Annotated in this window: 12 protein-coding genes; all 12 read left to right on the top strand. The window is 37.5% G+C overall.

Translation table 11 applies throughout. From position 1 onward, the window contains the following. Window positions 1-77: 77 nt before the first annotated feature. The gene (locus NJT12_RS09700) at window positions 78-1,340 is read left to right on the top strand and encodes a YeiH family protein (RefSeq protein ID WP_271335699.1); all 1,263 of its coding nucleotides are present in this window, start codon (window positions 78-80) and stop codon (window positions 1,338-1,340) included. Window positions 1,341-1,547: 207 nt separating this feature from the next. Further along, a complete protein-coding gene (locus NJT12_RS09695) occupies window positions 1,548-3,194 on the top strand; it encodes an arylsulfatase (RefSeq protein WP_271335698.1) in 1,647 nt (548 codons plus the stop codon). Between the two features lie 840 nt (window positions 3,195-4,034). Continuing rightward, window positions 4,035-7,220, top strand: a complete 3,186-nt coding sequence (locus NJT12_RS09690) for a SusC/RagA family TonB-linked outer membrane protein (protein WP_271335697.1) — start codon at window positions 4,035-4,037, stop codon at window positions 7,218-7,220. Window positions 7,221-7,250: 30 nt separating this feature from the next. Next, window positions 7,251-8,714 carry a RagB/SusD family nutrient uptake outer membrane protein gene (locus NJT12_RS09685; protein ID WP_271335696.1) on the top strand — a complete coding sequence of 488 codons (1,464 nt, stop codon included), beginning with the start codon at window positions 7,251-7,253 and terminating at the stop codon, window positions 8,712-8,714. 215 nt (window positions 8,715-8,929) lie between these two features. Then, entirely contained in the window at window positions 8,930-10,630 is a 1,701-nt protein-coding gene (locus NJT12_RS09680) for an amidohydrolase (protein ID WP_271335695.1), read from the top strand. Between the two features lie 19 nt (window positions 10,631-10,649). Further along, window positions 10,650-10,799 (top strand): hypothetical protein, encoded by a 150-nt coding sequence (locus tag NJT12_RS09675; protein WP_271335694.1) that lies wholly within the window; start codon window positions 10,650-10,652, stop codon window positions 10,797-10,799. Continuing rightward, the gene (locus NJT12_RS09670; RefSeq protein ID WP_271335693.1) at window positions 10,792-11,958 is read left to right on the top strand and encodes an LLM class flavin-dependent oxidoreductase; all 1,167 of its coding nucleotides are present in this window, start codon (window positions 10,792-10,794) and stop codon (window positions 11,956-11,958) included. Before NJT12_RS09675 ends, NJT12_RS09670 begins: the two co-directional genes overlap by 8 nt. A 21-nt stretch (window positions 11,959-11,979) precedes the next feature. Next, entirely contained in the window at window positions 11,980-13,413 is a 1,434-nt protein-coding gene (locus tag NJT12_RS09665) for an APC family permease (RefSeq protein ID WP_271335691.1), read from the top strand. A 262-nt stretch (window positions 13,414-13,675) separates the two neighbouring features. Beyond that, on the top strand, window positions 13,676-14,500 hold the full coding sequence (locus NJT12_RS09660; RefSeq protein ID WP_271335690.1) for a serine O-acetyltransferase: 825 nt from the start codon (window positions 13,676-13,678) through the stop codon (window positions 14,498-14,500). A 532-nt stretch (window positions 14,501-15,032) separates the two neighbouring features. Beyond that, complete coding sequence (cysK, locus tag NJT12_RS09655; protein ID WP_271335689.1) at window positions 15,033-15,953, top strand: cysteine synthase A; 921 nt, start codon at window positions 15,033-15,035, stop codon at window positions 15,951-15,953. Between the two features lie 167 nt (window positions 15,954-16,120). Beyond that, window positions 16,121-17,041 carry a family 2A encapsulin nanocompartment shell protein gene (locus NJT12_RS09650; RefSeq protein WP_072960213.1) on the top strand — a complete coding sequence of 307 codons (921 nt, stop codon included), beginning with the start codon at window positions 16,121-16,123 and terminating at the stop codon, window positions 17,039-17,041. Next, window positions 17,025-18,959, top strand: a complete 1,935-nt coding sequence (locus NJT12_RS09645) for a family 2A encapsulin nanocompartment cargo protein cysteine desulfurase (RefSeq protein WP_271335688.1) — start codon at window positions 17,025-17,027, stop codon at window positions 18,957-18,959. The genes NJT12_RS09650 and NJT12_RS09645 overlap by 17 nt, the downstream gene beginning before the upstream one ends. Window positions 18,960-19,102 lie beyond the last annotated feature (143 nt).

Below are 19,102 nucleotides of genomic sequence, written 5' to 3'. Positions count from 1 at the left end.
TTAAAAAAACTCAACCATAAATAATAATACCTAACAGGTTTTAAAAACCTGTTAGGATAACCAACAATAAATTTAAAATGTCAACCCCAACCAAAACATTTACCATTCACGAAGACTGGACCGTCGTAATTCTCGGATTTATAATCATCGGAATTTCCCTTTTTATTTTTCTTCCCGAAGTTCCTGTTTTCAAATGGTCTACCGGATCAGATTTATTCCACGATGTATTTGATTTCGGAAACCTAAAAATAATCGGATTACAATTTTTATATCTCATTTCTATCGGAACTTTAGGCGCTTTTTTAATTGGCAAATCGGTAAAATACTTTTTATTGGGTTTCCCGGTTGTTTATATCCTGACTGTTATTGCGCTAATTATTGCAGGAAATACAGCCGTAAAAGGACTGAATCTTGAAGCTGTCATTTTCAGTTTGGCAATTGGTTTAGCAATTGGCAATTTCTTCCAACTTCCGGATTGGTTTCGGTCAGCACTTTCGACAGAAGTATTTGTCAAAATAGGATTGGTATTATTGGGAACCAGTGTTATTTTCTCAGACATTCTAAAAGCTGGTTCTTTAGGATTAATTCAGGCTTTGGTGGTAGTTTTATCCGTTTGGTATTTTGCTTTTTGGTTGTGTAAAAAATTAAAAGTCGATGACGAATTGACCATGATGATTTCAAGTGCCGTTTCTATTTGTGGCGTTTCTGCCGCTATTGCCACATCCGGAGCCATCAAAGGAGATTCCAAAAAACTGTCTTATGTAATTTCGATTGTATTAGTAACCGCAATCCCAATGATGATTTTCATGCCTATAATTGCCAAATATTTCAATTTTCCCGAAGAAGTTACCGGAGCCTGGTTAGGCGGAAGTATCGACACATCCGGCGCTGTTGTCGCTTCTGGTTCTTTGGTAGGCGAAACCGCTTTGAAAATTAGCACGATCGTAAAATTCTCCCAAAATGTATTATTAGGAATCGCTGCTTTTGCGATCTCCTTTTATTGGACCTACACACACAACAATTCAGCCGAAGCTGTTGAATCAAAACCTACTTTGGGTGTCATTTGGGAACGTTTTCCAAAATTTGTTATCGGTTTTATTGCCGCTTCCCTACTCTTCTCTTTCCTGCTTACTGCTGAAACCAGAGAGGGCGTAAAAGATAGTTTGAAGAACTTACAAGGCATTTGGTTTGCATTGGCTTTCACGAGTATTGGTTTAGAAACGAACTTTAAAGATTTACTGAGTAATAATAGCCGAAAACCTTTGTATGCTTTTTTAATCGCGCAGTTATTCAATGTGATTATTACGCTGATTATTGCTTTTTTGTTGTTTGGTAAATAAACTACTTCAAACTTAAAAAAATATTGTTTCATACAGAAAACATTTTATAAACATAGCCAACGGTTTTAACCGTTGGAGCGCAATAAATTGACAAAATCCGTATTCCCAAGGTTGAAACCTCGGGCTATGTCTCTCCTGTTTTTCACGTTTTAAACTTTGACAAAGTGAAACTCCTCCAATTTCCAAAAAATTAAAATATCAACTATAATGAAAAAAACAATTCTTTCCCTAAATCTTCTACTCTCTGTAGTGGCTTTAAATGCACAAAATAAAACAACTGCTGAAAAACCCAACATCATTTTAATCATGGTCGATGATATGGGCTATTCTGATTTAGGAAATTACGGTTCCGAAATTAAAACACCCAACTTAGATAAATTAGCCAGCGAAGGTTTACGCTTACGCGAATTTTACAATAACTCAATTTGTGCGCCAACCCGCGGCTCTTTGCTAACGGGACAATATCAGCACAAAGCCGGAATGGGATTTTTTGATGTCAATTTGGGATTACCGGCATATCAGGGATATCTAAACAAAGAATCTTTGACATTGGGAGAAGTTTTCCGTTCCGGCGGTTACAGCACTTTATTATCCGGAAAATGGCACGTAGGTTCTGAAGATCAGGCGCAATGGCCAAATCAAAGAGGATTTGATAAATTCTATGGGATCTTAAAAGGAGCATCAAACTATTTTGATACCAAACCTTTGCCATTTGGAAAAACGCCTTATCCTGTAAAATTGATTCGTAATAATGAAGAACTGCATCCCAAAGATGATTCGTATTATTTTACAGATGAGATCGGGAATAATGCCATGACTTTCTTAGACGAACAAAATAAAGAAAACAAACCCTTCTTTTTGTATTTGGCATTTACAGCTCCGCATTGGCCGTTGCAGGCAAAACCGATTGACATTGCTAAATATAGAGGGAAATTTGATGAAGGCTGGGATGTTCTCAGAGAAAAAAGAATCGAAAAACTAAAAGCAAACGGCATTTTACCCGCGAATCAAACCGTTTCTCCACGAGATCCGGAAGTACCGGAATGGAGTAAACTAACCTATGACGAGAAACAATTCTGGAAAGCCAAAATGGAAGTTTATGCCGCAATGCTCGATAATATGGATCAGAACGTGGGCAAAGTTTTAGAGAAATTAAAAGCGTTGAAGAAAGATAAAAATACGCTGATTATTTTCATTTCAGATAATGGAGCACAAGGTGGTTTCAATTCGTATAATCCGTTAGGAAGAGGTTTGGTTCGAAATGACGGACCCGTTGGAACTTCAGAATCGTTTGATTACCAGGAACAAAACTGGGCGTATTTGTCTAATACTCCATTACAACAATACAAAAATAATATGCACGAAGGCGGATTCAGTTCTCCGTTTATTGCGTGGTTTCCATCAAAAATAAAAGCGGGCAGAATCGACAAAGGAACAGGACATATTATTGACCTTGCCCCTACTTTTTACGAATTGGCCGGAATTGAATATCCCAAAGAATATAATGGTGTGACGACAAACCCTTTGGTTGGAAGCAGTTTGTTGCCTGTTTTATTTAATAATGTTTCGCAGGTCGATAGAGGCGCACCATTATTTTGGGAAAGAGCCGGAAACAGAGCCGTGAGAGATGGCAAATGGAAATTGGTTTCGACCTATCCGTCGTACGAATGGGAACTTTACAATATCGAAACAGATCGTGGCGAAACTACAAATGTCGCACAACAAAACCCAGGAATTGTGAACAAGCTTTCGGCTTCTTATTTTGACTGGGCTGATAAAACGGGAGTGGTTGAATACAGTAAGTTCAAACTGAAAACAGAGGTTATGCCTGGCGGTGCAACTTTGAAAAAGTAATTTGTAATTAATCCTAAACCAAGTCCCAGCGGGACGATATATTTATAGAAATTTAATTTGACAAGAAGAATCCGAACCCCAGCGGGGTGGTATATATGTCGCTCCTCCGGAGCTTTAATACGGGGAAATATATAATTGCTATAAATATATCACTCCTCCGGAGCTTTAAATAATATTTACCTAAAACACTTAAAGACAGAAAAATAAGTATAAAAATAAACCTTATACTTTTTTTTCTGTCTTTTTTATTTCACACAGAATAAACACAAACCACTATAATACAACACATTAAACCCAAACCATTAAATTAAATCACTAATAACCTGCAACTTGTTAAAAAAAATATTTGGTTTTTATTATATTAAATTTAACTTTGTCTATAGAATTAGTAGAGTTTAAAACCAAAAGAACTACATTTTGAAAACAACCGAAAGCATAGCATTTTACATTCTTCCCAAAAAATATACTTATAACACTTTTTGTTATATGTGCTTCTGTTGTTAATTCCCTCACCTCCTTTTCGTTTATAAGTGATTTTTATCCAAAGAATCAGAATTAAAAAAACGAAAATTCTTAAACCTCAACGGTTTCTTATTGAATATTATACAATCATTTTGATGCTTTTTTTCATCAGGAAGAAGTATCACGCATAACTATAAATCATCCAAAAACAACAACTAAATACGAACAAACATGACACAAATACCACTACAAAACCGAACCTAAATATTTCTACGGCAATAGAAATGGCAAGGCTTAAAGAACATTTATCACTCAATAAAGAATGCACCAGAAATCCAATCTCCCGGCATTTTAATTACAAAAAATCAATAACCAAGAATGAAAAAAAATACAAAACTTATTTTATGGATTAGCATTTTGTTCATCTCCATCGGAATAAATGCTCAAAATACGGAACCAAATATTCAATCGAAACTTAACGGAACAATAGTAGATCAAATATCGAATCAGCCTATTATTGGCGCTTCGGTAAATATCAAAGGAACTACACATGGCGTTGAAACTGATATTGATGGGAAATTTTACTTTCAAACGGGACAAAAATTCCCTTACACTTTAGTCATTAGTTACATAGGGTACAATTCTAAAGAAGTTATAGTTGACGGAAGTCCGGTGGTCATCAAACTAACGGAACAGGTTGAAAAACTAGACGAAATCGTGGTTGTAGGTTACGGAACATCGGCCAAGAAAACCTTTACAGGAGCAACCTCAAAAATTGATGCGAAACAAATTGCCAATCGTCCGGCACAAAGTTTTGATCAATTGTTAGGCGGTCAGGCAGCAGGATTAAACATTGTTCAGCCCAGCGGATCTTTAAACAGTACGCCTGTTATTAGAATTCGAGGAATCAACTCTATCACAAGTTCGCTTTATCCTTTAGTAATTGTCGATGGTGTTACCGTTTTTACCGGAACTGCCGGAGGAGCAATTGGCAACAACCCGTTATCAGACATTAACCCAAATGATATTGAATCGATCGACGTTTTAAAAGATGCTTCGGCGGCAGCAGTTTACGGCTCTCGTGCAGCAAATGGTGTGATTGTGATTACGACCAAAAAAGGAAAAAAAGGAAAAGTAAACGTTAATTATGATGTTTGGGTAAGCTGGAATAAAGCAACGAATTTACCAAAACTTTTGAATGCCGAAGATTATGTAAGCATCAAAAATGAAGCGAGAACCAATGCGGGACTTACACCTGGTTTTGCATTAGGACAAAATGCTGACGGATCGACAATAGGAACCAATTGGTATGATGTAGCATATCACACAGGGGTTTCGCAAAATCATAATTTAAGTTTCTCCGGCGCAACAAATTCTACTAGTTATTTTATTTCTACCAATTATTCTAATCAGGAAGGAATTCTAAGAACGAATGAATTTGTTAGAAAAGGAATCCGATTGAATTTCGAACATAAATTGAACAACTCGCTAACTTTAGGAACTAATTTCTCGTATAACAATTCACTAAATTCAGGACCAAACTCAGGATCATCAACGCCTAACTCGATTGGATCTTCGGCTGGAAATGCAGTGAACACACAATATATTGGTTTACAACCTTTGGGCCGACTTACTTATATTTTACCGTCAAACGTTTCGGTTTATAATCCTGATGGATCTTACAACATTAATCCGAGTAACGGAAATATTGGCTACGGAGCAAACAGTCCTTCACTAGGAGTTTTTAATGCTTATAACTTACAGACGATTTTAGATCTGGATAAAAACACTTCTGAAAACAACACTTTTATTGGAAGTATTTATGCCGAACTTGAAATCATCAAAAACCTGAAATTCAAAACGGTTTACGGTATCAATAATTTTGTAGTAGAAAACAAAGAATTTAGAAATCCGTTTAGTGGAGATGGTTTCTCTACTAAAGGAGCTGCAACAAACTCTAATACCAAATATTCCAGATCAAACTGGACCAATACCCTTACCTACTCGACTGTATTTGATCAAAAACATAGTTTGAAAGTACTTTTAGGACAAGAGAAAAATGTTCGCGAAATTGATGGTTGGGGAGCAATAAAAACCGGTTTGACTGATCCTTTCTTCACGAGTTACCAAGGCGGATTTACAAGCATTGCCCCTGGTCCTTCGGTTCAGACAGAAAATGTTTTGCTTTCATATTTTAGCAGTATTGCTTATGATTATGACAAAAAATACCTGCTGAATCTTAACTTCAGAAGAGACGGATTATCAGCATTGGCATCTGGAAATAAATGGGGAAATTTTGGCGGGGCTTCTGTAGGATGGAATGTATCTGAAGAAGATTTCTTTAAAAGTTCTTCTATAAAAAATGTCTTAAATGCTTTTAAAGTAAGAGCAAGTTACGGAATTGTGGGCAACAGCGAATTAAACGATTATGCCGCTTTATCGCAATATAACGCAGGTACTTATGCAGGAGTTCCAACGCTTAGTTTTGGGCAATCAGGCAATCCGGATTTAAAATGGGAAACAAGCAAAAAGTTTGACTTCGGGATCAATTTTGGATTGTTTGACAACCGCATTACAGTTGAAGCAGATTATTACAAAAATAACATCAACGATTTGATTTTGAATGCGCCTCAATCCTTATCACAAGGAATCCCAAACAATTCTATTGCAGCAAACGTTGGATCTTTATACAACAAAGGATTTGAACTTTCGATTAATGCAAACATTATAAATGGCAATGATTTTCAGTGGAATGCAAGTTTTAATTTATCAACAATTAAAAACAAAGTAACTTCATTAGGCGGTTACGGAGATATTTATCCAACGGTTCTAAGCACTTTCGGAATACAGAATATTACCAGAGAAGGTTATTCTGTAGGATCTATTTTTGCCGTACCAACAACGGGAGTAAATCCTGAAAACGGAAACCGTGTTTATGTCAACGCCAATAACGAAGAAGTACAATACAATGCACTTACAAAAGCTTTTACCTATCTCAATGGTGGTACTGCTCCGGCAATCGACAACTATCGTGACGGTCGTATTCAGGGACCCTCGTTACCCACTTATTACGGAGGTTTGAACAACAATTTATCGTATAAAAATTTCGATTTGTCGATTGGTCTGACTTTCTCCGGAGGAAACAAATTGTACAACGGTACAAGATCTACTTTATCTGATCAGCGTTTCTTCAACAACGGAACTTTCATCAAAGATCGCTGGACAACTCCGGGTCAGGTTACAGATGTTCCTAAGTTAATTTACGGAGACAGTTTTTCAGGAGGTTTCTCGTCAAGCAACTCTGCTTATGTAGAAGACGGATCTTACCTGAAAGTAAAAAACATCATTTTAAGCTATAGAATTCCGGTAAAAAACGAGTTGGTCAACAAATACATTTCAACAGCAAAAGTATATGCTCAGGGCTCTAATTTATACACCTGGACAAAATACCGCGGTTCAGATCCTGAGATTTCAATCAACGGGAACTCCATCAATTCCGGAAAAGATCAAAACGTGCCGGCCAATTCAGTAGTATTCACTTTAGGACTTAATGTAGGTTTCTAGGCATTCATCTTAATTAAAAATAAAAACATCATGATTTTCAATTATAAAAAAAGCATACAAAAAGCCTTTATTATCACACCATTTCTAGCTTTATTATTGGCCGGATGTAGCGATAATGCTTTAGATACTGTTCCTGAAACGAGCATTTCTACAGAAACGGCTTTCAGCACACCAGCCAAAATTTTAGGTCAGGTAAACGGACTATACGGTCAGTTTAGCAATCCGTCTTTTTACGGTGGCCGCTTCATTATTTTTAATGAACAAAGAGGAAACGAATTCAGTCAGAATGATGGTAACAATTCAACCGGAGCCAATGTTTGGAATCAGACGATAACTTCATCAGGAGATTTTGTAAACTCAGTTTGGAGCGTTGCTTACACGACTATTAACTTTTCGAATATTCTGATCGATAATCTGGCAACATCTACTGTTGTAACAGAGGATTTACGCAAGAATTATATCGCCGAAGCTAAGTTTGTAAGAGCGATTTCGTATCTAAGTTTAGTGCAAACCTATGCAAAACCTTATGCGCAAAATAGTGCTGCACTGGCGCTTCCGTTACGCTTAAAAGGAAATACATCGGGCGGACTTAACGACTTAGCCTTTAGCAGCGTTGCAGATGTTTATAGTCAAATTTTAAAAGATCTTGACGAAGCCGAGGTCGATTTACCAGAAAGTTATGCAACAGGAATCCTTACAGTTTCAAGAGCGCATAAAGCATCAGCAATAGCTTTAAAAACCAGAGTTTATTTAAGCAAAGGCGATTATGCAAAAGTAATTTCCGAAGCTAGTAAACTGGTTCCTGCAACAGCTCCTTTTCAATACGTTTCAGGAAGTTTGACACATCGTTTAGAACCTAATGTTGCTAACGTTTTTGGAGGTTCGTATGTAGGTAACGAAGCTATATTTTCAATTCCGTTTACTACTGCGGCAGAAGCTCCAGCCTTGCAAAGTGCACTTGGCGCAAACTACTTAACTCCGGTTATTTATTTTAATACCGCAGGAATTATTGCAGATCCTGTTTATGCTTCTCCAACTTCTGCAGATGCCAGAAAAGGTTTGGTGATCACTAATGCCACCGGACAAAAATTACTGAACAAATTCAAGAAAAATGGTGCCCCTTTTACTGATTATGTTCCTGTAATTCGATACGCAGAAGTCCTTTTGAATTATACCGAAGCTGCGGCACAAAGCGACAATTTGCCTTTGGCCAGAACGCTATTATCGGCAGTTCGCAATCGTTCTGATGCTGCTTATGTTTTTACAACAGGAGTTGCGACAAAAGACGAATTGGTCAATACAATTCTAAACGAAAGAAGAATAGAATTGGTGGGCGAAGGATTTCGTACGCCGGATTTATTGAGAAGAGTTCAGGCGCTTCCTGCCAAAACAGGAAATGCTGGTGCTGCACCTGAAGTCTTGCCAACAGCGGCGAATTATGTTTGGGCAATCCCAAGTAATGAATTAGCTTATAACAAACTGGCTCCGAGATAGAATACTACAACCCATTAGATGCAAGTGGAAAAAAAAATATTTAACACATAGAAACATAGGTTCTAGATTTTAGATAAGGGAACAAAAAGAAATAAATTTCTTTAACATAGCTCATATAGCTATGTGATTTATTCTAAGTGAAAAGCCTCTTTTCATAAAGTAAATGTATGTTTCTATGTGTTTAAAAATAATTATATAAACAAAAAAACAACAAAATGAGAACTAATTTAAAATGCCTGGCTATACTCTTCGCTGCGACGGTTATCCATGCACAGCAAAAAAATACAGCTGAGAAAATTTTTATCAACGGAAATATTATTACCGTTGATGCCAAAAACAGTACAGCGCAAGCTGTTGCCGTAAGTAACGGTAAAATTCTGGCTGTGGGAACGAATAGCAAAATCGAAAAACTAAAAGACAAAAACACGATTGTTGTCGACTTAAAAGGAAAAACGGTAGTTCCCGGATTTATTGACGGTCACAGCCATTTTATGGGTTTATCGAGATCTACAACAGTAAATGTGGGATCTCCGCCAATGGGAGATGTTAAAAACATTGCCGATTTGGTAAGCCGTATTCAGGATTTTCAAAAGAAAAACAATGTCGCTCCAGGCGAATGGATCGATGCTTTTGGATATGATCAGGATCAACTTGAAGAAAAAAGACATCCAAGCAAAGAAGATCTTGATGCTGCTTTTCCCAACAATCCAGTAACGATTACGAACATCAACGGGCATATGTCGGTTTCTAATTCGTATGCTTTAAAACTCTCAGGAATTGATGCCAATACAGCAAATCCTCCCGGTGGTGCCATCGAAAGAAAAAAAGGAACTAACGAACCAACAGGATTATTACAAGAAAATGCAAGCCGATTATTGAAAAGACCTGCGAAACCTGCTCCAACTTTAGACCAGCAGATAAAAGATTTAAAAGAGCAGCAATTATTTTATGCCAGTAATGGTATTACAACGGCTCAGGACGGATATTCAAGTTATGAATCTGTTGAATTATTGCACAAAGCCGCAGAAAGAAATGAATTGTTTATTGATATTGAAGCTTTGCCGGGATATCCAACTTTAGAAAAAGTATTGCAAAATCCTGATTTTAAATTTGGTGTACTAAGAAACCACTTAAAACTGGCCGGAACAAAAATGATTGCCGATGGTTCTCCACAAGGTAAAACGGCTTTTTTCAGTAAATCATATTTGGTAGAAGTTCCGGGTTGTAACCACGACGAATGTACCGGTTTCGCCAACATTACCCAAGATCAGTTTAATGATTTAGTTATTAAGGCTTTCCAAAATAATGTTCGCCCATTTGTGCATTGCAACGGAGATGCCACGATCGATATGTACCTGAAAGCGATAGAAAATGCCAATAAAACATTAAATACCAATAGTAACGATCGCAGACCGGTAACGATTCACTCTCAGTTTGTAAGACCTGATCAGTTGGATACTTATAAAAAACTGGGCATCATTGCCGCTTTCTTTAGTAATCACGCCTTCTTTTGGGGCGATGTACACCTTCGCAACTTAGGTCCGGAAAGAGCTAATTTTTTAAGCCCATTAAAAACAGCCATCAAAAAAGGTGTTGTCGCCACGAACCATACAGATTATCCGGTTACACCATTAAACCAATTGTTTTTATTGTGGACCTCTGTAGAAAGAAAATCACGTTCAGGTCAGGTTATTGGTCCGGATGAAAGATTAACGCCTATCGAAGGACTTCGTGCCATCACGATAAACGGCGCTTACGAATATTTTGAAGAAAATAGCAAAGGTTCTATCGAAACCGGAAAACTGGCGGATCTAGTGGTACTTTCAGACGATTTAACCAAAATAGATCCTTCTAAAATAAAAGACATTACTGTTCTGGAAACCATTAAAGAAGGAAAAACAGTCTTTAAAAAATAATAACTAAAACTCAAAAAATATGAATCAGACCAACCTAAATCCCGCACCTGTTGTATCAATGAGAATTAAAAATACTGAAATTTCCTGGTTGAGTGAAGCTGGAAAAAATGCGCAGGATAAAAATAAAAAATTGAAAAAGAGCTTAAAAAAGAAGAAAGAAAATGATTGAAGGTAAAATTGAAACAGTAGCCATTAGAACCCCGGAAAGAGTAGCAGAAATTTCCTGGTTCAATGACATTATTGGTGGAGATACAGCATATTTAGGCGTATTAGATAATGATCGCCGAAGCAGTTACGAACATTGTCGTGAAATAACATTAGAAGCAGAAAAACTAGGTTTTAGCAACATCTTATATCCATCTGCCTATACCGTAGGACAAGACGGACTGGCTTTTGCGGCAAGTGTTGCGCCGGAAACGAATAACATTACATTTTTGTTGGCGATCCGTACCGGAGAAGTACATCCGCCCATGTTGGCAAGAGCGATTTCTTCATTAGATCACATCTTGAAAGGAAGATTGATTTTAAACATCATCAACTCAGATTTACCGGGAACCCGTGAAGATCCTAATCTAAGATACCAACGATGTTCTGAGGTGATTCAGATTTTGCAGCAAGGCTGGACACAAGACAGAATCTCGCATAAAGGACAAATTTATCAGTTTGATTTGCCATCTGATCCGGTAAAATCCTATCAGCAAAACGGCGGTCCATTATTGTATTTTGGAGGAACTTCCCCTGGTTCCAGAGCCGTTTGTGCGAAACATTGCGACGTGTTTTTGACCTGGCCGGAATCTGAAGAATCGATGTATGCGACTCTGAAAGAAATGAGCGAACGTGCTGCTGCAGAAGGAAGAACGATAGATTTCGGGTTAAGAATTCATGTCATTGTTCGTGAAACACAGGAAGAAGCCAGAGCTTACGCGAAAAAGCTAATCTCGAAGTTTGATGAGAAAAGAGGTTTGGAAATCAGAAGCCGTGGCGAAGATTCGCGTTCGTTAGGAGTTTTAAAACAAGATGAATTAAGAGAAACTTCGGATGAGGATGGTTATGTAGAAGATATCTTATGGACCGATATTGGTAAAGTTTTCTCTGGCTGCGGAAGTGGTTTGGTAGGAAGTGCCGATCAAATTATAGAAAAACTGAATCGCTATATGGATATGGGTTTCCGCTCTTTTATTTTCTCCGGTTTCCCTTTGATTGAAGAAGCGAACTATTTTGCCAAATTGGTGCTGCCACGTTTGCCAAATGCATCGTTACCGCATCTGCAAGGAAGAATTCCAAAAGAAACACCTACAACACCTTTGACCAATGCCGAATTGGTTTAGTTATAAAAACAAAAAATCAGAATGTCAGAAATAGAAAAAAAACAAGAATATAAAAGAGAACTCGGTCTTGCCGATGCAGCTTTATTGGTTGCCAGCGGAATGATTGGTTCGGGAATTTTTATTGTGAGTGCCGATGTTACCCGTAATGTAGGATCAGCAGGCTGGCTAATTTTGGTTTGGTTAATTGGCGGATTCATGACGTTGATTGCAGCTGTGAGTTACGGAGAATTAAGCGGAATGTTCCCAAAATCAGGAGGTCAGTATGTTTATCTTAAAGAAGCTTATAATCCGCTTGTGGCATTTGTGTATGGATGGAGTTTGTTTACCGTAATTCAAACGGGAACAATTGCTGCGGTTTGTGTATCGTTCTTTAAATTTCTGGCGTACTTTTTTCCTTTATTTAGTGAAGATTTGGTTGCTTTTAGAATCGGAGAATCCTTTACCATTTCGCCGGCACAGCTCTCCTCTATTGTCTTGTTATTCATCTTAACCTATATCAATACCAAAGGCGTAAAACTCGGAAAAATAATTCAGAAGTTTTTCACCGGAACCAAACTGATAAGCTTACTAGTTCTTATTGTCTTCGGGTTTATATTTTTTAAACCCGAAGTATGGCAGGCAAACTGGACGAATCCGTTTCATTTGCAAAAACTAAATCCGGATGGTTCGTTTTTGCAATACACGAATACGCCTGCTTTTTGGGGCGCAATCGCTTCTGCTTTGGTGGGAACAGTTATTAGTTATGATGCCTGGAATAATGTGACGTTTGTTTCGGATGAAATAAAAAATCCAAAACGAAATATCGGTTTGAGTCTGCTTTTAGGAACTGCCGTGGTAACGATTATATACGTTTCTTTAAACATCATGTTTACTGCCGTTTTACCCGTTGAAGCCATTGGAACACCTGAAAAAGACCGAGTTGGAATTGCCGCTGCACAAGCGATTTTTGGCTCAAGCGGAACTTCGATTATCGCGTTAATGATTTTGATTGCTTCTTTTGGTTGTGCCAACGGAATGATTCTATCAGGCGCGAGAGTGTATCAGAGTATGGCAAAAGATGGTTTATTTTTCAAAAAGACAGCGATTTTAAACAAACATTCGGTTCCGGCAAATGCACTTTGGATTCAATTTTTTATGGCGGTTGTTTTGAGTTTAAGCGGTCGTTACGGGAATTTATTAGACATGATTTCATTTGTAGTTGTTCTGTTTTACGTTATCACTATTACTGGAATTTTTGTTTTGAGAAGTAAAAAACCGGAACATGAAAGACCTTATAAAGCCTTTGGATATCCATTTTTACCTGCCATTTATATCATTATGGGATCAGCGTTCTGTATATTATTAATCATTTACAAACCCACCTATACCTGGCCGGGATTAATCATCGCAGGAATAGGAATACCTGTTTTTTATATCAGGGAGAAGTTTTCAAAACCCAAAACCGAAGACATTTAAGCGGTTGGGGTAATTCTTTAACACATAGAAACATAGCTTATTGGTTGCTTAAAAAAAGGGGTTTCACTTTAGAATAAATCATCCCGAAGCTTCTGGACTATGTGAGAGAAATGTATTTCTTTTTGTCTCCTTTTCGAAACATAAAATCTATGTTTCTATGGGTTTAATAATATTTATGAATCCAAAAAGTTGCTTTAGAATACCTCGTTAGACTAGTTGATTTCGCATAAAGATGTTAGTACGAACCAAAAAACAATTTATTATGAATTCATTTTATCAAGAAATAGCCAACAACCATCAGAGTTTATTGATCCTTCCTCAAAAAAAGGTAATCCATCAATTTATTGAGGATTTATTCTCTGTTTTATTTTCGAATACTTCAAAGCGTTTTGGAGATTTATCCATTATCAAAAACAAATTTGAAGTTCTAGAAAAGCAATTTAATGAAATCGTAATTGATTATGCATCCAAAAAAGACGACAGTTTCGAGCAAACTAAGATATTTTTTGAAGCATTGCCTCATCTGTACAAGAAAACACTAAATGATGCCGATACCATTTTCAGGAAAGATCCTGCAGCTAAATCTATAGAAGAAGTTTTATACGCTTATCCCGGTTTTTTCGCCATAGCCGTTTATCGGTTTTCGCATCAAATCTGGGAACAGGATTTAAAGCTTTTAGCCAGAACTTTTTCAGAATATGCACACATCAAAACCAGTATCGAAATTCATCCTGGCGCTCAAATCGGCAATGATTTTGCCATCGATCACGGCACCGGAATTGTAATAGGCGAAACGACTATTATTGGCGATAATGTACAAATATATCAAGGTGTTACGTTAGGCGCTTTGAGTGTAAAAAAAGAGGAAGCCTTTATAAAAAGACATCCCACGATTGAGAACAATGTCATTATTTATTCGAATAGTACGATTCTGGGCGGACAAACCGTGGTAGGAAGAGATTCGATCATTGGAGGAAATGTCTGGCTGACGTATACGGTTCCGTCAAATTCAGTTGTGTATCATAAAAATGAGATTAAAGTGAAGGACAATAATCCGTTTCCGGAGCCTATTTTTTATTCGATTTAAAATGTTTTTTTGAACCATGTAAGTAATATTTGAACCATATAAGGAATATAAGAGCATATAAAAAAGGTCTTGCAAACTTTGTCAAAGTTCGAAACTTTGACAAAGTGTTTAGCCACACAATCTCTAACCGCAATCTTGTCATCCCGAGGAACGAGGAATCTCCGTTAGTAGCTCGACAAAGATTGACAATTTTGCATGCGGAGTTTCTTGCGGAGATTCCTCGTTCCTCGGAATGAACAAAAAATGAGCGTAAGAAATGAAATACTAAACGAAAACATTCTTATGAAAATGACCGCCATAGCCCCGATAGAAGTGGAAATCCTTTTGTGGCGGGGTTCGCCACAAAAGATTGAAACGGATAGCGGGATTAGCTCCTGAAAAAAAGATTTGGTTTTATCCTAGAAATTGGGATGACAAAAATGAACATAATAATATTGAGCATAAATCTTTGAAAAAGTTGTCAATAAAAAACGCAACGCATTTAAACTAAAATGAACTTATAATCACTTATATGGTTTAAAAACAAAACATCATGAAATATCAAAATATACTAGAAACCATAGGAAACACGCCTCACGTAAAACTCAACAAGATTTTTCCAGAGCATCAGGTCTGGATTAAGATTGAAAAGTCGAATCCGGGTGCGAGTATCAAAGACAGGATTGCATTGGCAATGATTGAAGATGCAGAGGAAAAAGGGCTTTTAAATCCTGATTCGATCATTATAGAACCCACTTCAGGAAATACCGGAATAGGGCTTTCGCTGGTGGCTGCGGTAAAAGGATACAACGTTATTCTGGTGATGCCGGAATCAATGAGTATCGAAAGGCGTAAAATCATGAATGCTTATGGTGCGGAATTTGTTCTGACTCCACGAGAAAAAGGAACTTCGGGCGCGGTAGAAAAAGCTAAGGAACTAGCATTATCAACTCCCAATTCGTTTTTGCCTTTTCAGTTTACAAATCCTGCAAATGTCGAAATTCATGAGAAAACTACGGCACAGGAAATTCTACAAGATTTCCCTGATGGAATTGATTACCTCATCACGGGAGTTGGAACGGGCGGACATATTACGGGAGTTTCTAAAATTTTGAAACAACATTTTCCTAATCTTAAAACTTATGCTGTAGAACCTGCCTTATCACCGGTTTTAAGCGGTGGTTCTCCTGCCCCACATCCTATTCAGGGAATTGGACCAGGATTTATTCCGGAAGTTTTTAATCGGGATTATGTCGATTTGATTATTCCGGTAGAAAAAGAAGATGCTTTTTATTTTGCTAAAAAATTACCAAAAGAAGAAGGAATTTTTGCCGGAATATCGACGGGAGCTTCTTTGGCGGCAATTTCAAAACAAATAAATAAAATCCCGAAAGATGCGGTTGTACTGACTTTTAATTATGATACGGGAGAACGATATCTTTCAGTTGACGAGTTATTCGACCCGCTTTCATAATTCTGTGATACAACAAATTACATGTTATTATACCGTAAATTAAACAGTAATAAAATCAAAGGCTACTGTTTTTAACATAAATTTACTGATAGAACAAAAATGTGTTTTTCTATGCGAAGATTTCACAAAAACATTAAAAATAAAATTAATCTTTAAACCATTACACCATGGCTGAACAAAAACAACAACAGACGGCATTAGGAGATGTTGCAGCAAGACAATTAGCAATTGCAACACGTACGGTTCCCCAAATTGGGACAATTTCGCCACGCTGGTTAACGCATCTTTTGCATTGGACACCAGTAGAATCAGGCGTTTTTCGTTTGAATAAAGTAAAAGACGGAAGTCATATCGAAGTCGATTGTTCTGCACGTGACGAAAGAGTTTTACCTAACACTTTTGTCGATTATATCGATAATCCAAGAGAATACAATCTAGCGGCAGTACAAACGATTGTAGATGTGCACACAAGAGTTTCTGACTTGTACAGCAAACCATACAATCAAATTTCTGAGCAGCTTCGTTTGGCAATTGAAACGATCAAAGAACGTCAGGAAAGCGAATTAATCAACAACAAAGATTATGGTTTGTTAAGCAATGTTGCAAAATCGCAAATTATCAAAACCAGAACCGGCGCACCAACTCCGGACGATTTAGACGAATTATTGACAAAAGTATGGAAAGAACCGGGATTTTTCTTGTTGCACCCTTTAGCAATTGCTGCTTTTGGCCGTGAATGTACTCGTCGTGGTGTTCCGCCTCCTACTACATCTTTGTTTGGATCTCAATTTTTAACATGGAGAGGCATTCCGCTTATTCCATCAGATAAATTACCTATCGTAAACGGAAAATCTAAAATCATTTTATTGCGTACAGGCGAAAGCCGTCAGGGCGTTATCGGATTGATTCAACCTGGATTACAAGGCGAGCAATCACCTGGATTATCGGTTCGCTTTATGGGAATCAATGAAAAAGCAATTGCTTCGTATTTGGTATCTCTTTATTGCTCATTGGCAATTTTGGTAGACGATGCAATCGCAGTTCTTGAAGATGTAGAAATAGGTAAGTATCATGAGTATAAATACTAACCACGACGGTTTACCCAACATTGAGGATTTGCAGCTTTTAGCGAACGAATTGTTCAAGTCATTGCCTAATGAGTTTCCTAAGGAAATTTCGTTGAGCCCTGATCGTAGTGAACATCCTCGTGCTACAAAAATTGCAGAGACTTTGTTGAATTCAGGGAACTTACGCGGTAATAATGCAACTCTTCCATTACAAGATGTAGCAACGCCACCTTCTGGTGCGCCTGCATTTAGTGGTTTTGGAGTTTCGCCAACTGTTGCCAATTATGGTTCAGGAGCTTCGGCTTTGTATCCAAACGCCGGAGCCGGATTTGATCCTCAAAGTGGCGTTTCTCCATCGGGGATTCCACACGGAAATAATGTAAATGTCAACAATCCGCAAACGGGTTTTCAGGATGCTAATTTCAAGAATAGCGGAACGGCGCAATCAAATGAAGAATTGTCTTTTTCGAAATTGCTTTTGAACCATGATTATCTGCCTTTTCAAACCGACAGTTCTTCTTTTGAAACGGAATTAAAAGTGGCATTGTCATTTGTTGATACACAATTTACAAAACGTCTTGATTTTCCGTTAAACGGAAATGAAATACCCAATTCGTATTATTTTTTAGATCAGAATCCGTTTGCTTTTGATCAGAGAAATTCGAATTTGGTTGTTGGAAATACTTTTGAAAAACCAGATTTTGGTACTATCTCAGACTCTCATTTTGATGCTAATCTCATTAAAAAAGATTTTCCCATTTTGAGAGAAACTGTAAACGGAAAACCTCTGGTTTGGTTTGATAATGCTGCTACGACCCAAAAACCACAATCGGTTATTGATCGTATTGCTTATTTCTACGAGCATGAAAATTCAAACATTCATCGTGCAGCACATGAACTTGCGGCTCGTGCCTCAGATGCTTATGAATCCGCCCGTGAAAAAGTAAAAACATTTCTAAATGCAAATTCTGTAAACGAAATTGTATTTGTTCGCGGTGCCACAGAAGGAATTAATCTGGTGGCTCAAAGTTGGGGCGATCATAATCTGGTTGCCGGAGACGAAATCATTGTGAGTAATCTGGAACATCATGCGAATATTGTTCCGTGGAAACGTCTGGCGGATAAAAAAGGTCTAAAACTTCGTGTAATTCCTGTTGATGACGACGGACAAATTTTATTGGATGAATATTCAAAACTACTGAATTCTAAAACGCGTTTGGTTGCTTTTACGCAAGTTTCAAATGCTTTAGGAACTGTAACTCCGGCTAAAGAAATTGTAAAAATGGCACACGCCATTGGTGCAAAAGTTTTAATTGATGGCGCACAATCGGTCTCGCACATGAAAGTCGATGTTCAGGATTTAAATCCGGATTGGCTGGTTTTTTCCGGTCATAAACTTTTTGGTCCAACGGGAATTGGCGCTTTATACGGAAAAGAAGATTTGCTAAACGAAATGGAACCGTATCAAGCTGGCGGAAACATGATTCAGGATGTAACTTTTGAGGAAATAAAATACCACAAAGCACCGAATCGTTTCGAAGCCGGAACCGGAAATATCGCCGATGCCATTGGTCTAGGCGCTGCAATAGATTATGTTACTAAACTAGGTATCGACGCTATTGGTCACTACGAACATCAGTTACTGGAATATGCGACAAAGCTGCTAAAAGAAATTCCGGGTGTTCGATTGATCGGGACGGCGAAAAATAGGGCGAGTGTTCTTTCTTTTAATTTACAAGGTTATACCAACGATCAGGTGGGTCAAGCTTTGAATAAAGAAGGTGTTGCAGTACGAACCGGACATCATTGTGCTCAGCCTATTTTGCGAAGAATGGGTGTTGAAACTACCGTTCGTCCATCATTGGCTTTTTATAATACTACTCAGGATGTTGATACTTTTATCAAAACATTATGGGAACTTAAAAAAGTTAGATTTTAAATAATATAAAGAAGTGTCTTGTGCATTTTCTTAATGAAATAATTACTTTTTTTGATATTTTAAGTAATTATAACTAAAAGCGATTGTTCCTTGAACAGTCGCTTTTTTATTTAGAATGGCATTTGGAGTGGAAAAAAATTTAA

The sequence above is a fragment of the Flavobacterium azizsancarii genome, assembly GCF_027980145.1.
Taxonomy (GTDB): Bacteria; Bacteroidota; Bacteroidia; order Flavobacteriales; family Flavobacteriaceae; genus Flavobacterium; species Flavobacterium azizsancarii.
The sequence above is the reverse complement of the archived record's forward strand: the minus strand, read 5'-3'. Positions and strand labels throughout refer to the sequence as shown.